Raw genomic sequence first — 25,058 nt, forward strand, 5'->3', positions numbered from 1 at the left:
GATCGGGCCGGCGGCACGCGGTGACAGGCGGGCCGTCTAGCGGGGGCAATGGCTGACAGCGGACGGTTATGCCGTGACGGATAACATCCGGGCCACCATTTGCGAACATACCTCCTCGCTTGCCAGAAGCTGGTGGCCGGCATCCGGTATGAAGTGGGTTTCGCATCCAGGTATCAGGTTGGAAAACTTGCGGGCGGTGGAAACGGGTACATGGGTGTCGGCAATGCCATGCCACATGAATACGGGGATCGTCAGTTTCTCTAGGTCGAGGCACCAGGGGCGGCTTGCAAGCAACAGATCGCGATACGCACCGTCGGTACCCTGCCGAAAAGCCTCCTTCATCTGCGTCCGCAAATTTTCTCCGCTCTGACCTTCAAGGACGCGCCTGTCCCATTCGGGTAGCCGCGCAAGCTGTTTCGATTTCAGGCGTGCCAATTTCTCCGCTTTCCTTGATCCAGGTTCCGGCGGTGGTTTCCGCATGAATTTGGCAATGATCGTGAACTGTAATTTCAGGATCATCGGTGCATGTCGCGCCAGAAAGAACGCGATCCTGTTTCCAGAATTCATTTCCTTCGACGGCGGCATCACCTCGGGCGGGCCGCCGCTGCATATCAAGGTCGCGGACAACACTCGTCTGGGGGAGCGGATCGCGCAGGCAAGGGCATATGGGCCGCCGCCCGAACCGCCTGCGATATGGTAACGGGCAAGGCCGAGATGGTCGGCCAGTTCCTCTGCATCGGCCGCCCAATCCATGATGGCGCGTTTGGGGGCAGGGTCGGAAAGGCCATAGCCGGGTCGGTCGGGCACGATCACGCGGATGCCGGTTTCCCTGATCCATGCCGCAGTCTCCAATCGCGGCATGATGCGACAGCCGGGCGTGCCATGAAACAGCAATAACGGAATGCCTGCGGGTTTGCCGTATTCGGCAAAACCAAGTTTCCTCCCGTCGTGCAGCTTCATGACATTGTCCCGCATTTGCATTCCTTCAATACGTGTAGATCGAATCTGCCAACGGTGGATTCAATGTGTTTTCGCGGGTTTTTCCGGGAGCGTGACGATGGATACCGTTCGCCGTATTCGCCGCTTGGCGGGCTTGCGTCCCGCAAACTTTTTGACGAGTGCCGCCAGTTCTTTCATGAAGCTGGCGAACTCCTCTGGCGTCGCAAGGACGGGTACCTGCAGATAGTGGACGTCGTCGCGCAGCACATCGACATCACCTGACCGGGTATAACGGCTGAAGTCCTCCAGCAGCGAGGCGACAAAGACCGAGAAGTACTTTTGATGGGTCTCCGGGTCGATGGCGCCGATGTCTTCCGTAGGTACCGTGACGGCGGCGGGATCGATCCGGTAGGCGCGCTCCAGGGCGCCACGCACGGGGGTTTCCGAAGCCACGGTCAGGACGCCGGCTTCGGTCAATCGGCTCAAATGCCTGTAAAGCGTGGCCTGCGGAACGTCGTCAAGATTTTTTGCCAAGTCTCGAACGGTAAGCTCCGCCGCCCCCGCAAAAGTCCGCACGATCCTCATGCGGATCGGGTGCAGCAAGACATCTAGGACAGTCTTTCCGGGCAAGGAGCATGAACCTTTATCAATTTTGATAAAGGTAGTCCTGGAGCATGGCCACTGTCAAACGGGCCATATCCGCGGGTGTGGCGGTGCTGCGGCAGGGTTCCGCGTTCCATCGGTCGGCGTCATTCGTGATCCGGGGAAGCGCCGGTCAGGGAATGCCAGGATCCGCACGATCGAAGTCGAGGACAGTCGCGTTATACTCATCGGCGGAGTCGGCCGGACAGTCGCGTCGCGCGCAAGCGCATCGAGGAAAGTCCGGGCTCCACAGGGCAGAGTGCCAGGTAACGCCTGGGCGGCGCGAGCCGACGGCCAGTGCAACAGAGAGCAGACCGCCGATGGCCCGCAAGGGCACAGGTAAGGGTGAAAGGGTGCGGTAAGAGCGCACCGCGTACGGGGCCAACGCCGTACGGCACGGTAAACCCCACTCGGAGCAAGACCAAATAGGGGGACATTGGCGCGGCCCGCGTCGTCCCCGGGTAGGTTGCTGGAGCCAGGCGGCGACGCCTGGCCGAGAGGAATGACTGTCGCGCCGCAAGGCGTACAGAACCCGGCTTACAGGCCGACTCCACCTTCTTTTCGGTTCCCGTCCCGGTGCAGGCATGCGCCGGGACGGCTGTGGGTGCGCGTCGGCGGCGAGCGTGAACGGCGATTCATGCCGGGTGCGGCCTGCAGGTGATCGCGAGCGGATTTTGCGCATCGGCACACCGTGTCAGCTGCAGGAAAAACTCCCTGCATTCAAACACCTTGAGTACGTTCCTCAGAAAGTGCTGGAAACACTGTCATAACTTCGCCTTTCCCCTTGATTCACAAGCAAAAATTTCCTTGACAGTCTCAGGGGCTGAGACTATCGTGGATTTCGGTGTGAAATCGTGGGTAATTGTGGAGTCTGTTCGTGTTTCAAGGCGAAACCGCCATCACCGTCGACGACAAGGGCCGCTTGGCCATACCGACCGCGTACCGCGAGTTGGTGGCGGGCGCCTGCGCGAACCGGCTTGTGGTCACCTACGACCCCTTCGAGTCGGGCTGCCTGTGGCTGTACCCGTATGCCGAGTGGGAAAAGGTGCGCGACCAGATCAATGCCCTGCCCATGGTCAAGCGGGCCCATCGCGACATGCAGATGAAGCTGGTGGGCGCCGCGTCCATCGTCGAACCCGACAGTGCCGCGCGCATCCTGCTGCCGGCCAGCCAGCGCGCGACCACGGGCATCGAGAAGAAGGCGGTATTGCTGGGGATGGGCAACAAGTTCGAGCTGTGGAGCGAACAGGCCCACCTGGCCAAGATCCGCCAGACCATCGGCGAAGACGACATCACTGACGACATGGCCGCGCTGCAGTTGTAAGGCGGCGCGAATTTTGCGGGCGGGCAACGGGTCGGGAGGTGCGGCATGGCCGAATTGCGGCACATCCCGGTAATGCTGGACGAAGCGGTGGAGGGCCTTGCCGTGCAGGCAGGCGGGCGTTATCTCGATGGCACGTTTGGACGCGGCGGTCACGCCCGCGCCGTGCTGTCGCGCCTCGGCCCCGGCGGGCGCCTGCTGCTGATGGATCGGGATCCACAGGCCATCGCCGAAGCGCGCAAGGCGTTCGCCGCCGAGCCGCGCGTGGCGATCCGCCATGCCAATTTCTCCGGCATGGCCGAGTGGGACGAAACCGCCGACGGGCTAGACGGCGTGCTGCTCGACCTCGGCGTGTCCTCGCCGCAACTGGACGAGGCCGCGCGCGGCTTCAGCTTCATGGCCGATGCGCCGCTGGACATGCGCATGGACACCTCGCAGGGCGAGAGCGCGGCGGATTTCCTCGCGCATGCTTCCGAGCGCGAGATCGCCGACGTGCTGTGGCAGTTCGGCGAGGAGCGCTTCAGCCGCAAGATCGCCCGCGCCATCGTGGAGCGCCGCGCCGAAAACCCGCTCACGCGCACCGGCGAACTGGCCGCGCTGATCGAGCGCGTGGTGGGCCGGCGCGAACCGGGCAAGCACCCGGCCACGCGCAGCTTCCAGGCGCTGCGCATCCGCGTGAACGGCGAGCTGGATGCCGTGCAGCGCGGGCTGGATGCCGCCTTGGCGCGGCTGAAGCCCGGCGGCCGGCTCGCGGTGATCAGCTTCCATTCGCTGGAAGACCGCATCGTCAAGCAATTCATCCGCGACCACGCCGGCCGCGTGCAGGGCAACCGGCGCGGCCCGCCCGTCGCCGCGAAGCCGGCCGAACTGGCCGCGGTGGGCAAGGCGCAGTTCCCTTCAGAGGCCGAGCTGGCGGTGAATCCGCGTGCGCGTTCGGCGGTGCTGCGGGTGGCCGAGAAACTGCCGGCGGCGGAGCACGCATGAGGCTGCTCCAGACCCTCTTCATGCTCGCCTTGCTGGCTGCCGTGATCGGCAGTGCGATCAGCGTGGTATGGGCGCGCCACGAGAGCCGTGAGCTGTTCGTGCAGCTGACCGCGCTGCAGAACCAGCGCGACGCCATGAACATCGAATACGGCCGGCTCGAACTGGAACAGGCCACCTTCGCCGAGCCGCGCCGCATCGACGAGGAGGCGCGGCAGCAGCTGGGCATGGTCGATCCGCGCCCGCAAGACATCCGGCTGCTGCGCCGATGACGAAGTGGCGCGACCGCATCCGTCCGCAGCCGCTGCGCGCCACGTCGCCAGGCCGGCGCCGCGGCGCCGGCCCCAGCGCGCGCAAGCGCATGGTGCTGGTGGTGGGCGTGCTCGGCCTGATCTCGCTGGCCCTGGTGGCGCGCGCGTTCGACCTGCAGGTGGTGCGCAAGCAGTTCTACCAGAAGCAGGGCGACGCGCGCTTCCTGCGCGAGGTGCCGATCCCGGTGTCGCGCGGCACCATCTTCGACCGCAACGGCGAGCCGCTGGCGGTGTCCACGCCGGTGACCTCGATCTGGGCCAATCCGGGCGAGCTGCTGGCGAATTCCGACCGCATCCCCGCGCTGGCGAAGGCGCTGGGCGGCGATCCGCAGCAGATCGAGCAATACCTCGAGCAGCGTTCCGACCGCGAGTTCGTCTACCTGCGCCGGCAGATGCCGCCGGAGGCGGCGCAGGCGGTGCTCGACCTCGACATCCCGGGCGTCAACGGCCAGCGCGAGTTCAAGCGCTTCTATCCGTCGGGCGAAGTGACCGCGCACGTGCTCGGCGTCACCAACATCGACGACCACGGCCAGGAAGGGCTGGAGCTGGCCTACGACGACTGGCTGGCCGGCAAGCCCGGCCTGAAGCGCGTGATTCGCGACGGCAAGGGCCACGAGGTGGCGGAGCTGGAGCAGGTGCGCGCGCCCAAGCCGGGGCAGAACCTCACGCTCAGCATCGACCGCGGCATCCAGTTCCTCGCCTACAACGAGCTGAAGAACGCGCTGGACAAGTTCAACGCCGCCTCCGGCTCGATGGTGGTGATGGACGTGCACACCGGCGAGATCCTGGCGATGGCCAGCCTGCCCACCTACAACCCGAACGCGCTGGCCGGCAGCAAGCCGGCGCAGCGGCGCAACCGCGCCGTCACCGACGTGGTGGAGCCGGGCTCCACCATGAAGGCGTTCACGCTGGCGGCGGCGCTGTCCAGCGGAGCGTACACGCCCACCAGTCCGATCATCGACACCGGCAACGGCCACTGGTTCTTCCACGGCCACGACATCCGCGACGACGACCCGAACGGCCTGCTCACGCCCACCGGCGTGCTCACCCGTTCCAGCAACGTGGGCGCGGCGAAGATCGCGATGACGCTCGACACCACGCTGATGTACGACACCTACCGCGCGTTCGGCTTCGGCAGCAGCACCGGCAGCGGCTTCCCGGGCGAGTCGTCGGGCCTGCTGAAGATCGGCCGCGACTGGCGTCCGCTGGAAAAGGCGATCATGGCCTACGGCTACGGCGTCAACGTCACCGCGCTGCAACTGGCCAACGCCTACGCCACCATCGCCGACAACGGCGTGATGCACACGCCCACCTTCATCAAGGGCGACGACAGCCCCGGCAAGCAGATCATCTCGCCGCAGGTGGCGCACGAGCTGGTGAGCATGCTGGAGACGATCACCGGCCCCGACAGCACCGGCGCGAACGCGCGCATCGCCAACTACAGCGTGGCCGGCAAGACCGGTACCTCGCACCAGGCGATCGCCGGCGGCTACTCCAAGGACACCTACAACTCGCTGTTCGCCGGCATCGTGCCGGCCAGCAACCCGCAGATCGTCGGCGTGGTGGTGGTCAACGGCACCACCAAGGGCGGCTACTTCGGCGGCACCGTGTCGGCGCCGGTGTTCTCCGCGGTGATGGGCGGCGCGCTGCGCCTGCTCGACATCCCGCCGGACAACATCGGCCGCTGGTACGTGGGCGGCCCGCTGCAGGGCAACGGCGGCCTGGTCGGCAGCCAGGCGCGGCAGCCGCCGCCCGCGGCGAACGACGTGCCGGTGCACGAGGCGCCGGTCGACGAAGTCCCGGCCGACGGAGGCACGCCATGAACAACGGTCGCCTCGACCAGTTGCTGCTGGGCATCGCCGACGTGCCGGCGGAGGCCGCGCGCATCGCGGTATCCGGGCTGGCGCTGGATTCGCGCAAGGTTCGCCGCGGCGACGCGTTCTTCGCCCTGCGCGGCACGCAGGATCATGGCATCGCCTTCGCCGCCGGCGCGGCGCAGCGCGGCGCGGCGGTGGTGCTGGCCGAGGCGCCGGTCGTCGAGATCGCGCCGCTGGACGTGCCGGTGCTGTGGATCGACGGCCTGCACGCGCAGGTCGGCGAAATCGCCTCGCGCTTCTACGACCGCCCCTCCGAAGCGCTGCGCGTGGTCGGCGTCACCGGCACCAACGGCAAGACCTCCACCGTGCAATTGCTGGCGCAAGCGCTGGAGTTCCTCGGCCATCGCGCCGCAAGCATCGGCACGCTGGGCGCGGGGCTGCACGGCCGCCTGCGCGACGGCGAGCGCACCACGCCGGACGCGATCAGCGTGCATGGCCTGCTGGCCGAATTCCGCGATGCCGGCGCCACCCACGTGGCGATGGAGGTGTCCTCGCACGCGCTGGAGCAGGGCCGCGTCGGCGCGGTGGATTTCGAGGTTGCCGCGTTCACCAATCTCACTCGCGACCATCTGGACTACCACGGCAGCATGGAGGCCTACGGCGCGGCCAAGGCCAAGCTGTTCGCGTGGCCAGGTCTGCGCGCGGCGGTCGTCAATGGCGACGACGCCTTCGGCGCGCGGTTGCTGGAACAGTTGCCTGCCGGCGTGCGCGCGTTGCGCGTGAGCGCGAAGGGCGATGCGGCGGCGGACGTGGCGGCGGGCAACGTGGTCAGCTCGGCCGAGGGCCTGGCCTTCGTGCTGCGCACGCCGTGGGGCACGCACACCTTGCGCAGCCGCCTGCTCGGCCTGTTCAACGTGGCCAACCTGCTTACCGTCGCCGCCTGCCTAGGCGCGCTGGACGAGCCGTTCGAACGCATCGTGTCCGCGCTGGAGAACCTGCAGCCGGTCAACGGCCGCATGAGCCGGCTCGGCGGCCAGCACGGCTTGCCGCTGGTGGTGGTGGATTACGCGCACACCCCCGACGCGCTGGAGCAGGTCTTGAACGCCGTGCGCGCGCATTGCCGCGGCCGGCTGATCTGCGTGTTCGGCTGCGGCGGCGAGCGCGACGCGGGCAAGCGTCCGCTGATGGGTGCCATCGCGGCGCGCCTGGCGGATGTCTCCTTCGTCACCGACGACAACCCGCGCGGCGAGAACGGCGACGCCATCGTGGCGCAGATCGTGGCCGGCATGGGCGCCGCGCGCGAGTACGGCGTGCAGCGCGACCGCGCCGCCGCCATCGGGCAGGCGCTGGAGATGGCCGCGGCCAACGACGTGGTGGTGATCGCCGGCAAGGGCCACGAAACCTACCAGGAGGGCGCGGCCGGCAAGCGCCCGTTCGACGACATGCTGGTCGCGCGCGCGGCCCTGGAGCGGCGCGCATGATGCAGCTCGGCGCCATCGCGATGTGGACGCACGGCCGCCTGCTCGGCGAGGACGCCGCGGTGGGCGGCGTGGCCATCGACACGCGCAAGCTCAAGCCCGGCGACCTGTTCGCCGCCTTCAAGGGCGAGCGCGTGGACGGCCACGACTACCTCGCGCAGGCGCACGCCGCCGGCGCCGCCGGCGCGCTGGTGTCGCGCAAGGTGGACAGCCCGCTGCCGCAGGTGCTGGTGGACGACGTGGAGGCGGCGCTGGGCGACCTCGCCAGCGCGGTGCGTGCGCAGCGCCACGCGCGGGTGATCGGCATCACCGGCTCCAACGGCAAGACCACGGTGAAGACGCTCACCGCGTCCATCCTGTCGCTGCACGGGCGCACCCACGTCAACACCGGCAGCTTCAACAACGAGATCGGCCTGCCGCTGACCCTGCTGTCCATGCCCGAGGACGCCGAATACGCGGTGCTGGAAATGGGCGCGGGCAAGCCCGGCGACATCGCCTATCTCGCCGCCATCGCGCGGCCCGATATCGGCCTCGTCAACCTCATCGCGCCCGCGCATCTTGAGCGCATGGGCAGCGTGGAAGGCGTGGCCGAGACCAAGGGCGCGCTGTACCAGGCGTTGCCCGCGGACGGCGTGGCGATCATCAATGCGGACGACGCGTTCGCCGGCTTCTTCGCGGGCCTGGCCGGCACGCGCCGCGTGCTGCGCTTCGGGCTGGAACACAAGGCCGACGTGGGCGCGGACATCGTGGAGCAGCGCGCGGACGGCTCGCTGTTCGTGCTGAGCACGCCGGTGGGCGATGCCGAGGTGGAACTGGCGCTGCCCGGCCGCCACAACGTGGCCAACGCCTTGGCCGCGGCCTCCATCGCGCTGGCGCTGGAGGTGCCGCTGGCCACCATCGTGGCGGGGCTGGAACAGGCGCGCGCGGTCGCCGGCCGGCTGCGCCGCATCGCCTTGCCCGGCGGCGCCACGCTGGTGGACGACAGCTACAACGCCAACCCCAGCTCGATGGCCGCGGCGATCGACACGCTGGCCTTGGCGCAGGGCGAGCGCTGGCTGGTGCTGGGCGACATGGCCGAGCTCGGCGCCGACGCGCGCGCGCTGCATGCCGGCGTGGGCGCGAAGGCGCGCGAGCGCGGCATCGAGCGCCTGTTCGCGGTCGGCCCGCTGGGTGCGGCGGCGGTCGAGGCGTTCGGGGCCGGCGGCCAGCATTTCGCGGACAAGGCGGGCCTGGTCGCCGCCTTGAAGGCAGGTTTGCACGCCGGTGTGACCTGCCTGGTCAAGGGCTCGCATTCCTCGGGCATGGAGCACGTGGTGAAGGCGTTGGAAGGCGCCGCCGAACATGCCGTCACGAAGCCGGAGGGCGCATCCGATGCTGCTTGAACTCGCGGACTGGATGGCGCGGCACTTCACCACGCTGCATCTGTTCCAGTACATCACCTTCCGCACCATCATGGCCGCGCTCACCGCGCTGGCGATGTCGCTGCTGTGCGGCCCCTGGCTGATCAACCGGCTGGCCGCGCTCAAGGCCGGCCAGGTAGTGCGCAGCGATGGCCCGCAGTCGCACCTCTCCAAGGCCGGCACGCCCACCATGGGCGGCGTGATGATCCTGCTGGCGGTCACCGTCGCCACGCTGCTGTGGGCCGACCTCGGCAACCGCTATGTGTGGGTGGTGCTGGCGGTGATGTTGAGCTTTGGCCTGATCGGCTTCTACGACGACTACCGCAAGCTGGTGCTGAAGGACAGCCGCGGCCTCGCCTCGCGCTGGAAGTATTTCTGGCAGTCGGTGTTCGGCCTCGGCGCGGCGCTGTTCCTGTATTTCACCGCGCCGCACGCCGCGGGCAGCGTGCCGGTGGCGGAGACGGCGCTGTACGTGCCGCTGTTCAAGCACGTGGCGATCCCGCTGGGCGCGCTGTTCGTGGTGGTGGCGTATTTCATCGTGGTGGGCTTCTCCAACGCGGTGAACCTCACCGACGGCCTCGACGGCCTCGCGATCATGCCGACGGTTCTGGTCTCCGGCGCGCTGGGCACGTTCGCCTACCTCGCCGGCAACAAGGTGTTCTCCGAATACCTCGGCATCCCCTCGATCCCCGGCGCGGGCGAGCTGTCGATCTACTGCGGCGCGCTGGCCGGCGCGGGGCTGGGCTTCCTGTGGTTCAACACCTACCCGGCGCAGGTGTTCATGGGCGACGTGGGTGCGCTGGCGATCGGCGCGGCGCTGGGCTGCATCGCGGTGATCGTGCGGCAGGAGATCGTGCTGCTGGTGATGGGCGGCGTGTTCGTGCTGGAAACCGCCTCGGTGATGATCCAGGTGGCCAGCTTCAAGCTCACCGGAAAACGCGTGTTCCGCATGGCGCCGATCCACCACCACTTCGAGCTGAAGGGCTGGCCCGAGCCGCGGGTGATCGTGCGCTTCTGGATCATCAGCGTCGTGCTGGTGCTGATCGGCCTCGCCACGTTGAAGGTGCGCTGACATGTTCGGCTTCGGCACCTCGCAGGCGGTCAAGCGGCAAGGCCCGCGCGGCAGCTACGACCCGTGGCTGCTGGTCGCGCTGGTCGGGCTGGCCAGCGTGGGCGTGGTGATGGTGACCTCCAGTTCCATCGCGGTGGCCGACGGCAGCCACCTCGGCGCGTTCTACTACCTGAAGAAGGATCTGCTGTTCCTCGTGCTGGGCGCCGTCGCGGCCGGCGTGGCGATGCGGGTGGAGCTCAAGCTGCTGGAGAAGTACGCCTTCCCGCTGCTGGGGCTGGCCTTCGTGCTGCTGCTGGCGGTGTTCGTGCCGCACCTGGGCATGCGCATCAACGGCGCGCGGCGCTGGCTGAACCTGGTGGTCACCAGCTTCCAGCCGGTGGAGGCGGTGAAGCTGATCGTGGTGGTGTACCTGGCCAGCTACCTCGTCCGCCGCCGCGACAGCATCGAGACGGAATTCCTCGGCCTGTTCAAGCCGATCATGGTGGCCGGCGCCGTGGTGGTGCTGCTGCTGCTGCAACCGGACTTCGGCTCGTCCGCGCTGGTGATCTCGGTGACCATCGCCATGGTCTGGCTGGGCGGCGCGCGGCCGATCTACCTGTGCGGCATGGGCATGCCGCTGATGCCGCTGCTGTACATCGCCGCCACCGGCGAGAGCTACCGCGTGAAGCGGCTCACCTCCTTCATGAACCCGTGGGAGCACCCGTTCACCGACGGCTTCCAGCTCACCCAGTCGCTGATGGCGATCGGCCGCGGCGAGTGGACGGGCGTGGGCCTGGGTTCCAGCGTGCTGAAGCTGTCGTACCTGCCCGAGGCGCACACCGACTTCATCTTCGCGGTGATCGGCGAGGAGCTGGGCCTGGTCGGCATCGTGCTGGTGATGGGCCTGTTCGCGCTGGCGGTGGGCCGCGGCCTGGCGATGGGCCTGAAAGGCGTCGAGGTGGGCCAGCGCTTCGCCGGCTACGTCGCGTTCGGCATCTCGCTGATGCTGGCGATGCAGGCCATCGTGTCGGTGGGCGTGAACCTCGGCGCGCTGCCGACCAAGGGCCTCACCCTGCCGCTGATCAGCTACGGCGGTTCGTCGATGGTGCTGACCTGCACGATGGCCGGCGTGCTGCTGCGCGCGACCTGGGAGATCAACCGCGCGCTGGATGCGCGGCAGATGGCCAAGCGCATGCCCGAAGCGGTGGCGGCGGCGGACGTGAACGGCGCGGCGCGTTCGCGCGAGGCGGCGGTGGCATGAGCGCCGATACCCGTCCCGTGCTGATCATGGCCGGCGGCACCGGCGGCCACATCTTCCCCGGCCTCGCCGTGGCCGAGACGCTGCGCGCGCAGGGCGTGCCGGTGGCGTGGCTGGGCGCGGTGGGCGGCATGGAGACCAAGGTGGTGCCGGCGCACGGCATCGAGCTGCACGCCATCCGCGTGGGCGGCCTGCGCGGCAAGGGCTGGAAGACGCGCCTGGCGGCGCCGCTGATGCTGGCGCGTGCACTGCTGGCCGCGCTCGCCGTGCTGCGCAGGCTGAAGCCGCGTAGCGTGCTGTCGATGGGCGGCTACGTGGCCGGCCCCGGCGGCTTGGCCGCGCGCCTGCTGCATCGGCCGCTGCTGGTGCACGAGCAGAATCGCGTGGCTGGCTTCACCAATCGCAAGCTGGCCGCGCATGCGCAGCGCGTGCTGGCGGGTTTCGCGGGTGCCCTGCCAAACGCGGAATGGGTGGGCAACCCGGTGCGCGCCACCATCGCCGCGCTGGCGGCGCCGACGCAGCGTTTCGCGGGGCGTAGCGGACGCACGCACCTGCTGGTGCTGGGCGGCAGCCTCGGCGCGCGTGCGCTGAATCTCGCGCTGCCGCAGGCGCTGGCGCTGCTGCCGCCGGAACGTCGCCCCGAGGTGCTGCACCAGTGCGGCAACCGTGGCCTGGACGAAGCGCGCGAGGTGTATGCGAAGGCCGGTGTCGAGGCGCAGGTGGTGCCCTTCATCGAAGACATGGCGGGTACCTACGCGTGGGCCGACCTCGCGGTGTGCCGCGCCGGTGCGCTCACGCTGGCCGAACTCACCGCGGCCGGGCTGGGCGCCGTGCTGGTGCCGTTCCCGCATGCGGTGGACGACCACCAGACCCGCAACGCCGAGGCGCTGCTCGCCGCCGGCGCCGCCGAACTGATCCAGGAACGCGATTTGAACATCGAAACACTCGCGCAGCGTCTGGATGCGCTGCTGTCCGACCGCGCGCGATTGCTCGCCATGGCCGAGGCCGCGCGCACGCTGGCCAAGCCCGACGCGGCGGATGCCATTGCTGCCGCATGTCTTGAAGCAGCCTGCGTGGAGGTGGCCGCATGACGCCGCGTCGCCTGCTCGCGCACGAAGACCTGATGACCACGTTCCGCCGCGTGCACTTCATCGGCATCGGCGGCGTGGGCATGAGCGGCATCGCCGAGGTGCTGCACAACCTCGGCTACGCGGTGTCGGGTTCGGACAAGTCCAACTCGCCCACCGCGCAGCGCCTCGCGCAGCTGGGCCTAGTGGTGCAGGTGGGGCACGACGCCGCGAACGTGGGCGATGCCGACGTGGTGGTGACCTCCAGCGCGATCCGCGCGGACAACCCCGAGCTGGTCGCCGCGCGCGCCGCGCGCATCCCGGTGATTCCCCGCGCGGAGATGCTGGGCGAGCTGATGCGCTTCCGCCGCGGCGTCGCCATCGCCGGCACGCATGGCAAGACGACGACGACCAGCCTGGCCGCCAGCGTGCTGGCCGAGGCGAACTACGACCCCACCTTCGTGATCGGCGGCCAGCTCAACGCGGCCGGCGCCAACGCGCGGCTGGGCACGGGCCAGTACCTGGTGGCCGAGGCCGACGAGTCGGACGGCTCCTTCCTGCTGCTGTCGCCGGTGATCGCCGCGGTTACCAACATCGACGCCGACCACCTGGAGAACTACCACGGCGACTTCGCCGAGGTGAAGAAGGCCTTCGCCGATTTCCTGCATCGCCTGCCGTTCTACGGCCTCGCCGTGCTGTGCGTGGACGATGCCGAAGTGGCCGAGCTGGCGAAGACCACCACGCGCCGCGTGATGACCTACGGCATCGCCAGCGCGGACGCCGACGTGCGCGCCTCCAACGTGCGCCAGCAGGGCTTCCAGATGCACTTCGACCTGCACCTGCCCGGCAACCCGGACGCGGTGCCGGTGACGCTGAATCTGCCGGGCAAGCACAACGTGCTCAACGCGCTGGCCGCCGCCAGCATCGGCTGGCAGCTCGGCGTGAACGCCGAGGCGATCGCGCGCGCGCTGGCGAATTTCCAGGGCGTGGGCCGGCGCTTCCACCGCCGCGGCGAGCTGGCGCTGGACAAGGGCACGGCGCTGCTGGTGGACGACTACGGCCACCATCCCAGCGAGTTGGCCGCGGTGTTCGCGGCGGCGCGCGGCGGCTGGCCCGAGCGCCGTCTCGTGGTCGGCTTCCAGCCGCACCGCTACAGCCGCACGCGCGACCTGCTGGACGACTTCGCCAACGTGCTGGCCGAGGCCGACGTGCTGGTGCTGACGGACGTCTATCCCGCAGGCGAAACGCACATCGCCGGCGCCGACGGCCGCGCGCTGGCGCGGGCGGTGCGCGCGCGCGGCAAGGTCGACCCGGTGCTGGTCGACCACCCGCGTGAACTCAAGGACACCTTGCCGGCGCTGCTGCGCGACGGCGACTTGCTGCTGCTGCTCGGCGCCGGCGACATCGGCGCCGCGGCGGTGGAACTGGCGCAGCTGGGCCAACTCAAGACCAAGGGTGCCGCGTGATGGCAACGAACTCCGAAACCCGCATCGCCAATCCCGCCGAGTTCGGCCGCGTCGCCGTGGTGATGGGCGGCAGCTCGGCCGAGCGCGAGGTGTCGCTGGATTCCGGCCGCAACGTGCTGGCGGCGCTGACGGCGCGCGGCGTGGACGCGCACGCCATCGACGGCATCCCGGCGCTGCTCGACGCGCTGCGCGCCGGCCACTTTGCGCGCGTGTTCAACATCCTGCACGGCCAGCACGGCGGCGGCGAGGACGGCGTGCTGCAGGGCGCGCTGGAATCGCTCAACGTGCCGTACACCGGCTCGGGCGTGCTGGGTTCGGCGCTGTCGATGGACAAGACGCGCTCCAAGCGCGTGTGGCAGTCGCTGGGCCTGCCCACGCCGAAGTTCGTGGCCTTGCCGCGCGGCGCCGACGTGCATGCCGCGGCAAAGCAGATCGGCTTCCCGCTGATCGTGAAGCCGGCTTGCGAAGGCTCCAGCGTGGGCGTCACCCGCGTGTTCGAGGAGGCGCAGCTGGACAGCGCCGTCGAGCTGGCGGCGAAGTACCCCGGTGATCTCTTGATGGAAACGCTGATCGAGGGCGACGAGCTCACCGTCGGCATCCTCGGCCGCGAGGTGCTGCCCTCCATCCACATCGTGCCGAAGGGCGCGTTCTACGACTACAACGCGAAATACGTCGCCGAGGACACGCAGTACCTGTGCCCCGGCCTGCAGGGCGAGGCCGAGAACGAGCTGCGCGCGCTGGCGCTGGTTGCGTTCGACGCGCTGGGCTGCGCCGGCTGGGGCCGCGTGGACGTGATGCGCGACCGCCAGGGCCGCAACTGGCTGCTGGAGGTGAACACCGCGCCGGGCATGACCTCGCATTCGCTGGTGCCCAAGGCCGCGCGCGCCGCAGGCATCGACTACGAAGCATTGTGCTGGCGCGTGCTGGAAACCAGCTTCCGGGAGGGTGCATGAGGGCAGGCACGCGTCCCGTCGCCTGGTGCCTGGTCGCCGCCCTGCTGGCGCTGCCCGTCGTGGGCGTGCTGAACGGCTGGTTCGCGGCCAGCCGCTGGCCGGTGACCAAGCTCACCGTGCAGGGCGAGTTCAAGCACGTGACGATGGACGAGCTGCGCGGCGCCGTGTTGCCGCGGCTGGGCAAGGGTTTCTTCGCCCTGAACCTCGACAGCGTGCAGCAGGCCGTGGCCGCGCTGCCGTGGGTGGAGTCGGTGGAGGCGCGCAAGCGCTGGCCGGACACCCTGCAGTTGCGCGTGACCGAACGCCAGCCGTTCGCGCGCTGGAACGACAAGCAACTGATCAGCCGGCAGGGCAAGGTGTTCGACGCGCCGATCGACGCCGCCGATGCCGCCGCACTGCCGAACCTGCAGGGGCCGGACGATCGCCTCGCCGAGGTGGTGAGCTTCTACGCCGACGTGCGCAAGGCCTTCGCCGGCACGCACCTCGCGATCAACGGCGTGGCGCTGACCGCGCGCGGCAGCTGGAGCGTCGCCACGGCGAGCGGCGCGCGCATCGTGATCGGCGACCGCGACCTTGCCGGCATGCGGCTGCGCCGCTTCCTCGACGTCTATCCGCAAATGATGGCCGGCCACGACCAGGGTTTCGTCTACGCCGACCTGCGTTACACCAACGGTTTTGCCGTGCGCTGGCCGGATCCCGCGCCCGCCGCCAAGACCACCACCGTGCGCCGCTCGTGAGGACGCAACAGCCATGAAGACGCGCAACGACAAGCAACTGGTGGTGGGCCTCGACATCGGCACCTCCAAGGTGACCGCCATCGTGGGCGAATACGAGCCGGGCGAGGAGATCACCGTCATCGGCATCGGCACGCATGTCTCGCGCGGCATGCGCAAGGGCATGGTGGTGGATATCGAATCCACCGTGCACTCGATCCAGCGCGCCGTGGAAGAGGCCGAGCTGATGGCCGGCTGCGACATCCGCGCGGTCACCGCTTCCATCTCCGGCAGCCACCTGGAAACGCGCAACTCGCACGGCAACGCGGCGATCCGCGAGCGCGAAGTGACGCCGGGCGACCTTGAGCAGGTGCTGGAAGCGGCCAGCGCGGTGGCGATACCGGCCGACCGCAAGGTGCTCTACAAGGAATCGCAGGAATACCGCATCGACGGCCAAGACGGCATCCGCGCGCCGGTGGGCATGAGCGGCACGCGGCTGGAGGCCAACGTGCACCTGGTCACCGGTGCGGCGGCGGCGGTGCAGAACATCACCAAGTCCATCCAGCGCTGCGGGCTGTCGGTGGACGAGCTGGTGCCGTCGGCGCTGGCCAGCGCGCGCGCGGTGCTCACGCCCGACGAACGCGAGCTGGGCGTGTGTCTGGTCGACATCGGCGCCGGCACCACCGACATCGCGATCTACACCCAGGGTTCGATCCGCTACACCGCGTCGCTGCCGATCGGCGGCGACCAGATCACCGGCGACATCACCTACGCCGTGCAGACGCCCACCGCGCACGCGGAGGAAATCAAGATCAAGTACGCCTGCGCGCTGACCGCGCTGGCGCATGCCGACGAAACCATCCAGGTGCCCAGCGTGGGCGACCGTCCGCCGCGCCGGCTCGCCCGGCAGGCGCTGGCGCAGAGCGTGCAGGCGCGCTACGAGGAAATCTTCGAGATGGTGCAGGACAGGCTGCGCAGCTCCGGCTACGACAGCCTGGTCGCGGCCGGCGTGGTGCTCACCGGCGGTGCCGCGCAGATGGAAGGCGCGCTGGAGCTGGCCGAGGAGATCTTCCACAAGATGGTGCGCCTGGGCGTGCCGCAGCAGATCACCGGCCTCGGCGAAGTCATCAGCAGCCCGCTGCACGCCACCGGCGCGGGCCTGCTGCTGCACGGCGCGCGCCACAACGCGCCGGTGCGCGGCGGCGGCACTTCGTTCGGCCAGGTCGGCGGCGTGGTCGGCCGGGCGATCGGCTGGTTCAAGAAGAACTTCTGATCGGACGCCGCAGGGCGGCCGGTCGGAAGCGGACAGGTTTCGGCGGCGCAGGAGGCGCAGCCACGGGCGGCGGGATCGCCGCCCACCACCACGGAGCGACAGGAGTCGCCACCCGCGGTTACAACGACAACAACTCTGGAGGACGGGAAATGTTCGAACTGATCGAGAAACTCGCACCAAACGCAGTCATCAAGGTCATCGGTGTGGGCGGTGGCGGCGGCAACGCCGTGGCGCACATGATCAATGCCAACATCGAAGGCGTGGAATTCATCGTCGCCAACACCGACGCGCAGGCGATGAGCAGCTGCAACTCGCGCACCCACCTGCAGCTGGGTGCCAACGTCACCAAGGGCCTGGGCGCGGGCGCCAACCCCGAGGTCGGCCGCCAGGCCGCGCTGGAGGATCGCGAGCGCATCGAGGCGATGCTGGAAGGCGCCGACATGGTGTTCATCACCGCCGGCATGGGCGGCGGCACCGGCACCGGCGCCGCGCCGGTGGTGGCGCAGTTGGCCAAGGAGAAGGGCATCCTCACCGTGGCCGTGGTCACCAAGCCGTTCCCGTTCGAGGGCCGTCGCCGCATGCAGGTCGCCCAGAAGGGCATCGAAGACCTGTCGCAGCATGTCGATTCGCTGATCACCGTGCCGAACGAGAAGCTGATCAGCGTGCTGGGCCGCGAAGTCACGCTGGTCAACGCGTTCAAGGCCGCCAACAACGTGCTGCAGGGCGCGGTGCAGGGCATCGCCGACCTGATCACGGCGCCCGGCCTGATCAACGTCGACTTCGCCGACGTGCGCACCGTGATGAGCGAAATGGGCCTCGCCATGATGGGCACCGGCGTCGCCAGCGGCGACGACCGCGCCCAGGCCGCGGCCGAGCAGGCGATCAAGAACCCGCTGCTGGAGGACGTCAACCTCAACGGCGCCTGCGGCATCCTGGTCAACGTCACCGCCGGCCCCAACCTCACCATGCGCGAGTTCGACGAGATCGGCCGCGTCATCAACGACTTCGCCAGCGAGGACGCCACCGTGGTGATCGGCACCTCGCTCGACCCGGAGCTGAAGGACGAAGTGCGCGTCACCGTGGTCGCCACCGGCCTCAACCGCGTCACGGGACGCCAGAGCGTGCGCGCCGTGGAAACCAAGCAGGTGGAGATGCGCCAGCGTCCCCGTCCGGTGGTGCTGCGCACGGGCACGGGCAACGAGGTAGTGGACTACGCCCAGCCGGAAGCGGTGTACGGCGGCAATCCGCGCGCCGAGGCGCCGGCCCGCCAGGACAACGGCCTGGATTACCTGGACATCCCGGCCTTCCTGCGCCGCCAGGCGGACTGAAGCGCTAGGCGCCCAGACCGGCGCCAGGCACGTGTGATTGATTGAGGAGTTGAACGAATCGCCTGTTGATTGGGTCAGAACCGAAACGTGAAAGAGGGGACGGCGGCCGGCTGCCGCACCGGGCTGTCAGCGAAGACCGCTCCGGTGCGTTCCGTGTCCGTGATCCCTTGAGACGATGCGAAAGGGAAGCGCATGATGGGCGACCGCCGGATACCCGGCGGCGCCCGTCCGTTGCCCCGGTGCCGGAATCCCGTCCCGGCCCGGGGCTGCGTGTCGATCCGGGCGCATGGCGCGCCCGGGCATGTTTCGTGACGTGTGTCCCGGCATGAAAATCCGGGCCATTCAACCAGACTGTACGGTACGGTTTGCTATTGCAGGTGGTTAAAACTGTGTTAGCATTCGCCACCGCATTGGCTGCTACTTGGCAGGTACCAACGACAATGATCAAGCAGCGCACGCTCAAGAACATCATCCGCGCTACCGGCGTGGGCCTGCACACCGGCGACAAGGTGTACATGACCCTGCGCCCCGCGGCGCCCAACACCGGCATCGTGTTCCGTCGCACGGATCTCAATCCGCCGGTGGATCTGCAGGCGCGCCACGACAACGTGGGCGATACCCGCCTCTCCACCACGCTGGTGAACGGCGACGTGCGCGTGGCCACGGTCGAGCACCTGCTCTCGGCGATGGCCGGCCTCGGCATCGACAACGCCTACGTGGATCTGTCCGCGCCCGAAGTGCCGATCATGGACGGCAGCGCCGGCCCCTTCGTGTTCCTGCTGCAGTCCGCGGGCATCGAGGAGCAGAACGCCGCCAAGCGCTTCATCCGCATCAAGAAGCCGATCAAGGTACAGGAAGGCGACAAGTGGGCCAGCTTCGAGCCGTTCGACGGCTTCAAGGTAGGCTTCTCGATCGAATTCAACCACCCGATCATCAGCAAGCGCACCTCGCGCGCCGAGATCGACTTCTCCACCACCTCGTTCGTGAAGGAAGTGAGCCGCGCGCGCACCTTCGGCTTCATGCGCGACATCGAGATGCTGCGCGAACACAACCTCGCGCTGGGCGGCTCGATGGACAACGCCGTGGTGCTGGACGACTACCGCGTGCTCAACGAAGACGGCCTGCGCTACGAGGACGAGTTCGTCAAGCACAAGATCCTGGACGCCATCGGCGACCTCTACCTGCTCGGCCACAGCCTGATCGGCGCCTACAGCGCCCACAAGTCCGGCCACGAGCTCAACAACAAGCTGCTGCGCACCCTGATGGCCGACGCCGCGGCGTGGGAAGAAGTCAGCTACCAGGACGACCCGGCCACCTCGCCGATCTCCTACGCGCATCCCGCCCAGGCGATCTGACCGCGCGCGTCGCAACAGCCGGCAAGGCAACGAAGAGCCGCTGCATCCCACGATGCGGCGGCTTTTGTTTGAGGAGTGCGGCCAGGATGGCCGCCCGTTTGATCCCTGCGATCAAGGATGATCGCAAAAGCTTTGAGGAGTGCAGCCGGGATGGCCGTCCGTTTGATCCTTGCGATCAAGGATGATCGCGAAAGTTACTGATCGGGCCGGGCCAGCGCGGCCAGGCGGCCGAACAGTTCCTTCCACTCGGGATCGGCCGTGGCTGCCGCGGCGGCGCGCAGGTGGCCAGCCGCCGCAGGCGACAGCGTGCGCGTGCGCTCGGGTTCCAGCTCGACCTTCGGCAGCGGACTCACCTTGATGCCGATGCTTTCGGCGCGGATGTCGAGACTGCGCGCCGTCGTGAGAATCTGCGCTTGCAGCAGCCGCAGCCGCGTGGCCCAGGCCGACGTGCTGGCGAGGAACAGCAGCCGTCCGCCGCGCAGGTTGGCGAAACGCACCTCGTCGCGCAGCGGCATCGGCAGGGTCTGGCGCAGCGCGCGATCCAGCGCGTCCAGCGCCGCGGCCTTGTTGGCCAGGCTGGCGAAAGACCCGCAGTCGCCGAGGGCTTGCGGGCCGCGGGGGCGCGTGGCGGCGCGGGACATGTCCGGTGGCTCCGGGGCAGGGTGGTGCGGCCATCATACCCGCCGCCCTTGAATCCGCGCGCCGGCGCCGCCATGCGGGATATCGCCCGAGTGGCCGCGCCGCCTGCCGTCCGGGCCCGTGTAGTAACATGCCCGTTTGGCCTGCGCCAACGCGCGGCCTTCTGTCCACGCCATTCGGAAGATCGATGTTCAATCGCGTCCTCACCAGCATCTTCGGCAGCCGCAACGAGCGCGTGCTGCGCCAGCTGTCGCGCACCGTGGCGCGCATCAACGCGCTGGAACCCGAATTCGAGAAGCTGAGCGACGAGGCCTTGCGCGGCAAGACCGAGGAGTTCAAGCAGCGCGTCGCCGGCGGCGAACCGCTGGACAAGCTGCTGCCCGAGGCGTTCGCGGTGGTGCGCGAAGGCGCCAAGCGCGTGCTGGGCATGCGCCACTACGACGTGCAGCTGATCGGCGGCATGGTGCTGCACCAGGGCAAGATCGCCGAGATGCGCACCGGCGAAGGCAAGACGCTGGTGGGCACGCTGCCGGTGTACCTCAACGCGCTGGAAGGCAAGGGCGTGCACGTGGTCACCGTGAACGACTACCTCGCCCGCCGCGACTCGGCGCAGATGGGCAAGCTGTACAGCTTCCTCGGCCTGACCACCGACGTGGTGTGGCCCGGCATGGATCACGCCGACAAGCACAAGGCCTACGCCGCCGACATCACCTACGGCACCAACAACGAGTTCGGCTTCGACTACCTGCGCGACAACATGGCGCTCAGCAAGGAGCAGCGCTACCAGCGCGGCCTCAACTACGCCATCGTCGACGAGGTGGACTCGATCCTGATCGACGAGGCGCGCACCCCGCTGATCATCTCCGGCCCGGCCGAGGATTCGCCGCAGCTCTACATCGCGGTGAACAAGATCGTGCCGCGCATGATCCGCCAGAAGGAAGAAGACGGCGAAGGCGACTTCTGGGTCGACGAGAAGCAGAAGCAGGTGCACCTCTCCGAGGACGGCATGCAGCATGCCGACGAGCTGCTGCGCGAGGCCGGCGTCATCAGCGAGGACAGCGGCCTGTACGACTCCAAGAACCTCGCCGTGGTGCACCACCTCAACGCCGCGCTGCGCGCCAACGCGATCTACCAGCGCGACGTGGACTACATCGTGCGCGACGGCGAGGTCATCATCGTCGACGAGTTCACCGGCCGCACCCTGCCGGGCCGCCGCTGGTCGGACGGCCTGCACCAGGCGGTGGAGGCGAAGGAAGGCGTGCCGATCCAGCGCGAGAACCAGACGCTGGCCACGGTGACGTTCCAGAACCTGTTCCGCATGTACAAGAAGCTGGCCGGCATGACCGGCACGGCCGACACCGAGGCGTTCGAGTTCCAGAGCATCTACGGCCTGGAAGTGGTGGTGATCCCCACCCACAAGCCGATGATCCGCAAGGACAACGCCGACCTAGTGTTCCTCGGCCAGCAGGCCAAGTACAACTCGGTGATCGAGGACATCAAGGATTGCCACAAGCGCGGCCAGCCGGTGCTGGTGGGCACCACCTCGATCGAGGTGTCCGAGCTGCTGTCCGAGCAGCTGCGCAAGGCCAACGTGCGGCACGAGGTGCTGAACGCCAAGCAGCACGAGCGCGAAGCGCACATCGTGGCGCAGGCGGGTGCGCCGGGTTCGGTCACCATCGCCACCAACATGGCGGGCCGCGGCACCGACATCGTGCTCGGCGGCAGCCTCGAGGCCGCGCTGGCCGCGTTACCGGCGGACGCGACGGATGCCGACCGCGCCCGTGCCAAGGACGAATGGAAGAAGCTGCACGAGCAGGTGCTGGCCTCGGGCGGCCTGCACATCATCGGCACCGAGCGCCACGAGTCGCGCCGCATCGACAACCAGCTGCGCGGTCGCTCCGGCCGCCAGGGCGATCCGGGTTCCTCGCGCTTCTACCTGTCGCTGGAGGACAACCTGCTGCGCATCTTCGGCGGCGAGGGCCTGATCCGCTGGATGAAGCGCTTCGGCATGAAGGAAGACGACGCGCTCGAAGACAAGATGATCTCGCGCCAGATCGAGAAGGCGCAGCGCAAGGTCGAGCAGCACAACTTCGACATCCGCAAGCACCTGCTCGAATTCGACGACGTCGCCAACGACCAGCGCAAGGTGATCTACCGCCAGCGCGACGAGCTGCTGGAGGGCGAGGACGTCTCCGCCACCGTGGCCGACATCCGCCACGACGTGGTCGAGAGCATCGTGCGCACGCACGTGCCGCTGGACAGCATCGACGAGCAGTGGGACATCCCGGGCCTCGACCGCGAGCTGGAAGGCAAGTTCGGCCTGTCGCTGGATCTGCCGCACTGGCTGGAAAAGCAGCCGGAAATCGACGCGGCGATGATCCTCGAGCACGTGCGCGAAGGCGTGGACGGCATGTTCCAGGCCAAGGAGGCGCAGGTCGGCGCCGAGACCATGCGCGCGCTGGAAAAGCACATCATGCTCACCGTGGTGGACAACGCCTGGAAGGAGCACCTCGCCAGCATGGACTACCTGCGCCAGGGCATCTACCTGGTGGGCTACGCCCAGCAGGATCCCAAGCAGGCGTTCAAGCGCGAGTCGTTCCAGCTGTTCTCCGACATGCTCGACCGCATCAAGTCCGAAGTGGTGCAGATGCTGGCGCGCATCCGCATTCGCAGCGAGGAGGAAGTCGCCGCGATGGAGGCCGAGCAGCAGCGTCTCGCCGAGCGCCTGCAGCGCCAGATGCTGGCCAGCGGCGGCGGCGCGCCCGACGCGGCGCTGGATGCCGATCCGGCTGTCGCGGCCGTCGGCGCGATGCGCCTGCAGCAGCCGGACATGCCGCGCGTGGGCCGCAACGACCCGTGCCCCTGCGGTTCCGGCAAGAAGTACAAGCATTGCCACGGCCAGTTGAACTGACCGGACAAGGCATGCATCGACAGAAACGGCCGGGGTTTTCCCGGCCGTTTCCGTTTGTGGCGGCGGTGCGGATCAGCCGCTGCGTCGCGCCACGAACATCGCCGATTCGAGCTTGAAGTCCAGTGTCGCCGGATCGACCTGATAGTAGGCCAGCACTTCGTCGGGCGCGTGTGCGAGCAGGTGGCGGATCGACGCCTCCAGCACCGGCGGTGTGCGCATGCGTGCGAGCCAGCTGGCGAAGCCGATCTCCAGTCGCCAGTCGTGTTCGTCCTGCAGTGCGAAGCCCGCGTCGGCGAGCATGGCACGCCATTCGGTGCGGCTGTAGTCGCGCACGTGCGAGGTGTCGCGCAGCAGTTCGACCGCCTGCAGGTGGCTGTCCAGCAGGGCCGCATGCGGGCCTTGCGGGCCGACCACGTCGATCAGGCACAGCGTGCCGCCGGGCGCGAGCACGCGCGCGGCTTCGCGCAGGGCGGTGGCCGGATCGCCCCAGTGGTGGGCGCTGTAGCGGCTGGCGACGAGGGCGAAGCCGCCGTCGGCGAACGGCAGCTTTTCGGCGTGGCCCTGTTCCGTGCGCACGGACGGCAGCTTGCGTGCGGACGCGGCCTGTGCCACCACGTCGAGCATCTCGCGCGAGAGGTCGTAGGCCACCATCTCGGCGACGTGCGGCGCCATCGCGAAGCTGGCGTGGCCCGCGCCGCAACCGAGGTCGAGCGCGGCGGCGCCGCCGGCCACGCGGGCGGCAAGTTCCGCGAGCCGGGCCAGGTCATGGCCCTGTGCGTGCACGCTGCTGGCCAGGTAGGCCTGTGCTTGCGATCCGAATTGCCGGACGACGGCGCCCTGGTGTTCCATTGCGATGGCTCCTGCGGGTGGGGAGCCTCAAGCTAGCACGCGGTCAGTCCGCGCCGGGCACGCGCCTGCGGTGCGGTTCGGCATTCACGGTGATGTGGTGCGGCTCCTCGCCGTCCAGCTGCAGCGCGGTGAGCTGGCCACCCCACACGCAGCCGGTGTCGATCGCGTACACGCCGAGGCCGGCGAAGCGGCCCAGTGCCGACCAGTGGCCGCAGACGATGCGCGTCTCGCGTCGACGCATGCCGGGTACCTCGAACCACGGATACAGGCCGGGCCGCTGCGTGCCGGGGATGTCCTTGGCCTCGAAGTCGATGCGGCCGTTGACGTCGCAGTAGCGCATGCGGGTCAGCAGGTTGATCGTGGCGCGCTGGCGATCCAGCCCTTGCAAGCGGTTCGACCAGCCGGCCGGCCGATTGCCGAACAGGTTCTTGAGGATGCGGCCATGGCGCGGGCTGGAAAGCTCGCGCTCCACTTCCTGCGCAGACTTCTGCGCTTGGCGCAGCGTCCATTGCGGGGCAAGGCCGGCGTGGATCATCGTCCAGCCGAGCTGCTCGTCGTGGTGCAGCAGCTTCTGCGCGCGCAGCCATTCGAACAGCACCGGCGCGTCGTCGGCGAACAGCACCTCGCGCAGCTCGGGGTTGACCTTGGCCTGCGCTTCGGGCTTGCGCAGCGCGATCGCCAGCAGGCTGAGGTCGTGGTTGCCCAGGGTGACCACGCAGTGCTCGCGCAGGCCGTGGATCAGCCGCAGCGTGGCCAGCGACTCGCCGCCGCGGTTCACCAGGTCGCCGCAGAACCACAGCCTGTCCGCCGCCGGGTCGAAGCGCAGCTTGTCGAGCAGGCGCTGCAATTCCGGGTAGCAGCCCTGCACGTCGCCGATCGCGTAAGTGGCCATCCTGTGCCGCCGTCAGTGCAGCGTGCGCGGGATGGCGAGCGTGAACGGCGGGATGGGCGCGTCGAAGCGGGTACCGTCGTCGGCCAGCATCTGGTAGCTGCCGCCCATGATGCCTACCGGCGTCTCCAGCACCGCGCCGGAGGTGTATTCGTAGTCGTCGCCGGGGCGCATCCACGGCTGTTCGCCCACCACGCCGTCGCCGCGCACTTCCTCCACCTTGCCGTTGGCGTCGGTGATCACCCAGTGCCGCGCCATCAGCTGCGCGGGCATGCTGCCGGTGTTGCGCAGGGTGATGGTGTAGGCGAACGCGTAGCGGTTGTCGCCGGGGCGGGACTGGTCGGGGACGAAACGGGTGCTGACCTGCACGTCGATCGTGTAGGGATTGTTTTCGCTCATGCCACGATTGTACGGAAT

The 25,058-nt window shown here is 68.7% G+C and carries 22 protein-coding genes and 1 other RNA gene; 17 read left to right on the forward strand and 6 right to left on the reverse strand.

From position 1 onward, the window contains the following. Positions 1 to 66: 66 nt before the first annotated feature. Entirely contained in the window at positions 67 to 960 is an 894-nt protein-coding gene (locus ACZ5Z2_RS02015) for an alpha/beta fold hydrolase (RefSeq protein WP_464760313.1), read from the reverse strand. Positions 961 to 1,020: 60 nt separating this feature from the next. Continuing rightward, on the reverse strand, positions 1,021 to 1,569 hold the full coding sequence (locus ACZ5Z2_RS02020; RefSeq protein ID WP_464760314.1) for a helix-turn-helix domain-containing protein: 549 nt from the start codon (positions 1,567 to 1,569) through the stop codon (positions 1,021 to 1,023). 205 nt (positions 1,570 to 1,774) lie between these two features. Between ACZ5Z2_RS02020 and rnpB the strand changes: the two genes are divergently transcribed. From rnpB to lpxC, 16 genes are all read left to right on the forward strand, one after another. Then, an RNA gene (rnpB, locus tag ACZ5Z2_RS02025) (RNase P RNA component class A) lies at positions 1,775 to 2,137 on the forward strand. A gap of 321 nt (positions 2,138 to 2,458) precedes the next feature. Next, positions 2,459 to 2,905 (forward strand): division/cell wall cluster transcriptional repressor MraZ, encoded by a 447-nt coding sequence (gene mraZ, locus ACZ5Z2_RS02030; RefSeq protein WP_464760315.1) that lies wholly within the window; start codon positions 2,459 to 2,461, stop codon positions 2,903 to 2,905. A gap of 45 nt (positions 2,906 to 2,950) precedes the next feature. After that, complete coding sequence (rsmH, locus tag ACZ5Z2_RS02035; RefSeq protein ID WP_464760316.1) at positions 2,951 to 3,886, forward strand: 16S rRNA (cytosine(1402)-N(4))-methyltransferase RsmH; 936 nt, start codon at positions 2,951 to 2,953, stop codon at positions 3,884 to 3,886. Continuing rightward, entirely contained in the window at positions 3,883 to 4,155 is a 273-nt protein-coding gene (gene ftsL, locus ACZ5Z2_RS02040) for a cell division protein FtsL (protein ID WP_464760317.1), read from the forward strand. The genes rsmH and ftsL overlap by 4 nt, the downstream gene beginning before the upstream one ends. Further along, the gene (locus ACZ5Z2_RS02045; RefSeq protein WP_464760318.1) at positions 4,152 to 6,017 is read left to right on the forward strand and encodes a peptidoglycan D,D-transpeptidase FtsI family protein; all 1,866 of its coding nucleotides are present in this window, start codon (positions 4,152 to 4,154) and stop codon (positions 6,015 to 6,017) included. The genes ftsL and ACZ5Z2_RS02045 overlap by 4 nt, the downstream gene beginning before the upstream one ends. Beyond that, a complete protein-coding gene (locus ACZ5Z2_RS02050; protein WP_464760319.1) occupies positions 6,014 to 7,492 on the forward strand; it encodes a UDP-N-acetylmuramoyl-L-alanyl-D-glutamate--2,6-diaminopimelate ligase in 1,479 nt (492 codons plus the stop codon). Before ACZ5Z2_RS02045 ends, ACZ5Z2_RS02050 begins: the two co-directional genes overlap by 4 nt. Further along, positions 7,489 to 8,871 (forward strand): UDP-N-acetylmuramoyl-tripeptide--D-alanyl-D-alanine ligase, encoded by a 1,383-nt coding sequence (locus ACZ5Z2_RS02055; protein ID WP_464760320.1) that lies wholly within the window; start codon positions 7,489 to 7,491, stop codon positions 8,869 to 8,871. Before ACZ5Z2_RS02050 ends, ACZ5Z2_RS02055 begins: the two co-directional genes overlap by 4 nt. Continuing rightward, positions 8,861 to 9,961 carry a phospho-N-acetylmuramoyl-pentapeptide-transferase gene (gene mraY, locus ACZ5Z2_RS02060; protein WP_464760321.1) on the forward strand — a complete coding sequence of 367 codons (1,101 nt, stop codon included), beginning with the start codon at positions 8,861 to 8,863 and terminating at the stop codon, positions 9,959 to 9,961. The genes ACZ5Z2_RS02055 and mraY overlap by 11 nt, the downstream gene beginning before the upstream one ends. Position 9,962: 1 nt before the next feature. Then, on the forward strand, positions 9,963 to 11,201 hold the full coding sequence (gene ftsW, locus ACZ5Z2_RS02065) for a putative lipid II flippase FtsW (protein ID WP_464760322.1): 1,239 nt from the start codon (positions 9,963 to 9,965) through the stop codon (positions 11,199 to 11,201). Further along, a complete protein-coding gene (gene murG, locus ACZ5Z2_RS02070) occupies positions 11,198 to 12,289 on the forward strand; it encodes an undecaprenyldiphospho-muramoylpentapeptide beta-N-acetylglucosaminyltransferase (RefSeq protein WP_464760323.1) in 1,092 nt (363 codons plus the stop codon). Before ftsW ends, murG begins: the two co-directional genes overlap by 4 nt. Further along, positions 12,286 to 13,731, forward strand: a complete 1,446-nt coding sequence (gene murC / locus ACZ5Z2_RS02075; protein ID WP_464760324.1) for a UDP-N-acetylmuramate--L-alanine ligase — start codon at positions 12,286 to 12,288, stop codon at positions 13,729 to 13,731. Before murG ends, murC begins: the two co-directional genes overlap by 4 nt. Further along, positions 13,731 to 14,684: a D-alanine--D-alanine ligase gene (locus tag ACZ5Z2_RS02080; RefSeq protein ID WP_464760325.1), complete on the forward strand. Its 954-nt coding sequence runs from the start codon at positions 13,731 to 13,733 to the stop codon at positions 14,682 to 14,684. Before murC ends, ACZ5Z2_RS02080 begins: the two co-directional genes overlap by 1 nt. Further along, positions 14,681 to 15,421, forward strand: coding sequence for a cell division protein FtsQ/DivIB (locus ACZ5Z2_RS02085; protein ID WP_464760326.1), 741 nt, complete (start codon positions 14,681 to 14,683; stop codon positions 15,419 to 15,421). Before ACZ5Z2_RS02080 ends, ACZ5Z2_RS02085 begins: the two co-directional genes overlap by 4 nt. 13 nt (positions 15,422 to 15,434) lie before the next feature. Then, positions 15,435 to 16,670, forward strand: coding sequence for a cell division protein FtsA (gene ftsA / locus ACZ5Z2_RS02090; RefSeq protein ID WP_464760327.1), 1,236 nt, complete (start codon positions 15,435 to 15,437; stop codon positions 16,668 to 16,670). Between the two features lie 149 nt (positions 16,671 to 16,819). Continuing rightward, the gene (gene ftsZ / locus ACZ5Z2_RS02095) at positions 16,820 to 17,998 is read left to right on the forward strand and encodes a cell division protein FtsZ (protein WP_464760328.1); all 1,179 of its coding nucleotides are present in this window, start codon (positions 16,820 to 16,822) and stop codon (positions 17,996 to 17,998) included. A 440-nt stretch (positions 17,999 to 18,438) separates the two neighbouring features. Then, entirely contained in the window at positions 18,439 to 19,353 is a 915-nt protein-coding gene (lpxC, locus tag ACZ5Z2_RS02100) for a UDP-3-O-acyl-N-acetylglucosamine deacetylase (RefSeq protein ID WP_464760329.1), read from the forward strand. A 194-nt stretch (positions 19,354 to 19,547) separates the two neighbouring features. Here lpxC and ACZ5Z2_RS02105 read toward each other — a convergent pair whose 3' ends face one another. Continuing rightward, positions 19,548 to 19,994 carry a DciA family protein gene (locus ACZ5Z2_RS02105; RefSeq protein ID WP_464760330.1) on the reverse strand — a complete coding sequence of 149 codons (447 nt, stop codon included), beginning with the start codon at positions 19,992 to 19,994 and terminating at the stop codon, positions 19,548 to 19,550. A 185-nt stretch (positions 19,995 to 20,179) separates the two neighbouring features. Between ACZ5Z2_RS02105 and secA the strand changes: the two genes are divergently transcribed. Continuing rightward, a complete protein-coding gene (gene secA, locus ACZ5Z2_RS02110; RefSeq protein ID WP_464760331.1) occupies positions 20,180 to 22,903 on the forward strand; it encodes a preprotein translocase subunit SecA in 2,724 nt (907 codons plus the stop codon). Between the two features lie 72 nt (positions 22,904 to 22,975). On the opposite strand, the gene ACZ5Z2_RS02115 is transcribed toward secA, so the two are convergent. Genes ACZ5Z2_RS02115 through apaG form a run of 3 tightly spaced genes read right to left on the reverse strand, consistent with a single transcriptional unit; the run spans position 22,976 to position 25,040 of the window. Then, positions 22,976 to 23,752, reverse strand: coding sequence for a class I SAM-dependent methyltransferase (locus ACZ5Z2_RS02115; RefSeq protein ID WP_464760332.1), 777 nt, complete (start codon positions 23,750 to 23,752; stop codon positions 22,976 to 22,978). Positions 23,753 to 23,795: 43 nt separating this feature from the next. Next, positions 23,796 to 24,644 carry a symmetrical bis(5'-nucleosyl)-tetraphosphatase gene (locus ACZ5Z2_RS02120; RefSeq protein ID WP_464760333.1) on the reverse strand — a complete coding sequence of 283 codons (849 nt, stop codon included), beginning with the start codon at positions 24,642 to 24,644 and terminating at the stop codon, positions 23,796 to 23,798. A gap of 12 nt (positions 24,645 to 24,656) precedes the next feature. Further along, positions 24,657 to 25,040, reverse strand: coding sequence for a Co2+/Mg2+ efflux protein ApaG (apaG, locus tag ACZ5Z2_RS02125; RefSeq protein ID WP_464760334.1), 384 nt, complete (start codon positions 25,038 to 25,040; stop codon positions 24,657 to 24,659). Positions 25,041 to 25,058 lie beyond the last annotated feature (18 nt).

It is taken from the genome of Rhodanobacter sp. G1 (genome assembly GCF_055397855.1).

Coding starts and splice junctions, on each gene's coding strand:
- ACZ5Z2_RS02050 (WP_464760319.1), top strand. CDS start 6,014: ATGAACAACGGTCGCCTCGACCAGTTGCTGCTGGGCATCGCCGACGTG.
- secA (WP_464760331.1), top strand. CDS start 20,180: ATGTTCAATCGCGTCCTCACCAGCATCTTCGGCAGCCGCAACGAGCGC.
- ACZ5Z2_RS02105 (WP_464760330.1), bottom strand. CDS start 19,994: ATGTCCCGCGCCGCCACGCGCCCCCGCGGCCCGCAAGCCCTCGGCGAC.
- ACZ5Z2_RS02055 (WP_464760320.1), top strand. CDS start 7,489: ATGATGCAGCTCGGCGCCATCGCGATGTGGACGCACGGCCGCCTGCTC.
- mraY (WP_464760321.1), top strand. CDS start 8,861: ATGCTGCTTGAACTCGCGGACTGGATGGCGCGGCACTTCACCACGCTG.
- ftsW (WP_464760322.1), top strand. CDS start 9,963: ATGTTCGGCTTCGGCACCTCGCAGGCGGTCAAGCGGCAAGGCCCGCGC.
- murC (WP_464760324.1), top strand. CDS start 12,286: ATGACGCCGCGTCGCCTGCTCGCGCACGAAGACCTGATGACCACGTTC.
- ACZ5Z2_RS02080 (WP_464760325.1), top strand. CDS start 13,731: ATGGCAACGAACTCCGAAACCCGCATCGCCAATCCCGCCGAGTTCGGC.
- ACZ5Z2_RS02015 (WP_464760313.1), bottom strand. CDS start 960: ATGAAGCTGCACGACGGGAGGAAACTTGGTTTTGCCGAATACGGCAAA.
- lpxC (WP_464760329.1), top strand. CDS start 18,439: ATGATCAAGCAGCGCACGCTCAAGAACATCATCCGCGCTACCGGCGTG.
- ftsL (WP_464760317.1), top strand. CDS start 3,883: ATGAGGCTGCTCCAGACCCTCTTCATGCTCGCCTTGCTGGCTGCCGTG.
- murG (WP_464760323.1), top strand. CDS start 11,198: ATGAGCGCCGATACCCGTCCCGTGCTGATCATGGCCGGCGGCACCGGC.
- apaG (WP_464760334.1), bottom strand. CDS start 25,040: ATGAGCGAAAACAATCCCTACACGATCGACGTGCAGGTCAGCACCCGT.
- ACZ5Z2_RS02085 (WP_464760326.1), top strand. CDS start 14,681: ATGAGGGCAGGCACGCGTCCCGTCGCCTGGTGCCTGGTCGCCGCCCTG.
- ftsZ (WP_464760328.1), top strand. CDS start 16,820: ATGTTCGAACTGATCGAGAAACTCGCACCAAACGCAGTCATCAAGGTC.
- ACZ5Z2_RS02120 (WP_464760333.1), bottom strand. CDS start 24,644: ATGGCCACTTACGCGATCGGCGACGTGCAGGGCTGCTACCCGGAATTG.
- ACZ5Z2_RS02045 (WP_464760318.1), top strand. CDS start 4,152: ATGACGAAGTGGCGCGACCGCATCCGTCCGCAGCCGCTGCGCGCCACG.
- ftsA (WP_464760327.1), top strand. CDS start 15,435: ATGAAGACGCGCAACGACAAGCAACTGGTGGTGGGCCTCGACATCGGC.
- rsmH (WP_464760316.1), top strand. CDS start 2,951: ATGGCCGAATTGCGGCACATCCCGGTAATGCTGGACGAAGCGGTGGAG.
- ACZ5Z2_RS02115 (WP_464760332.1), bottom strand. CDS start 23,752: ATGGAACACCAGGGCGCCGTCGTCCGGCAATTCGGATCGCAAGCACAG.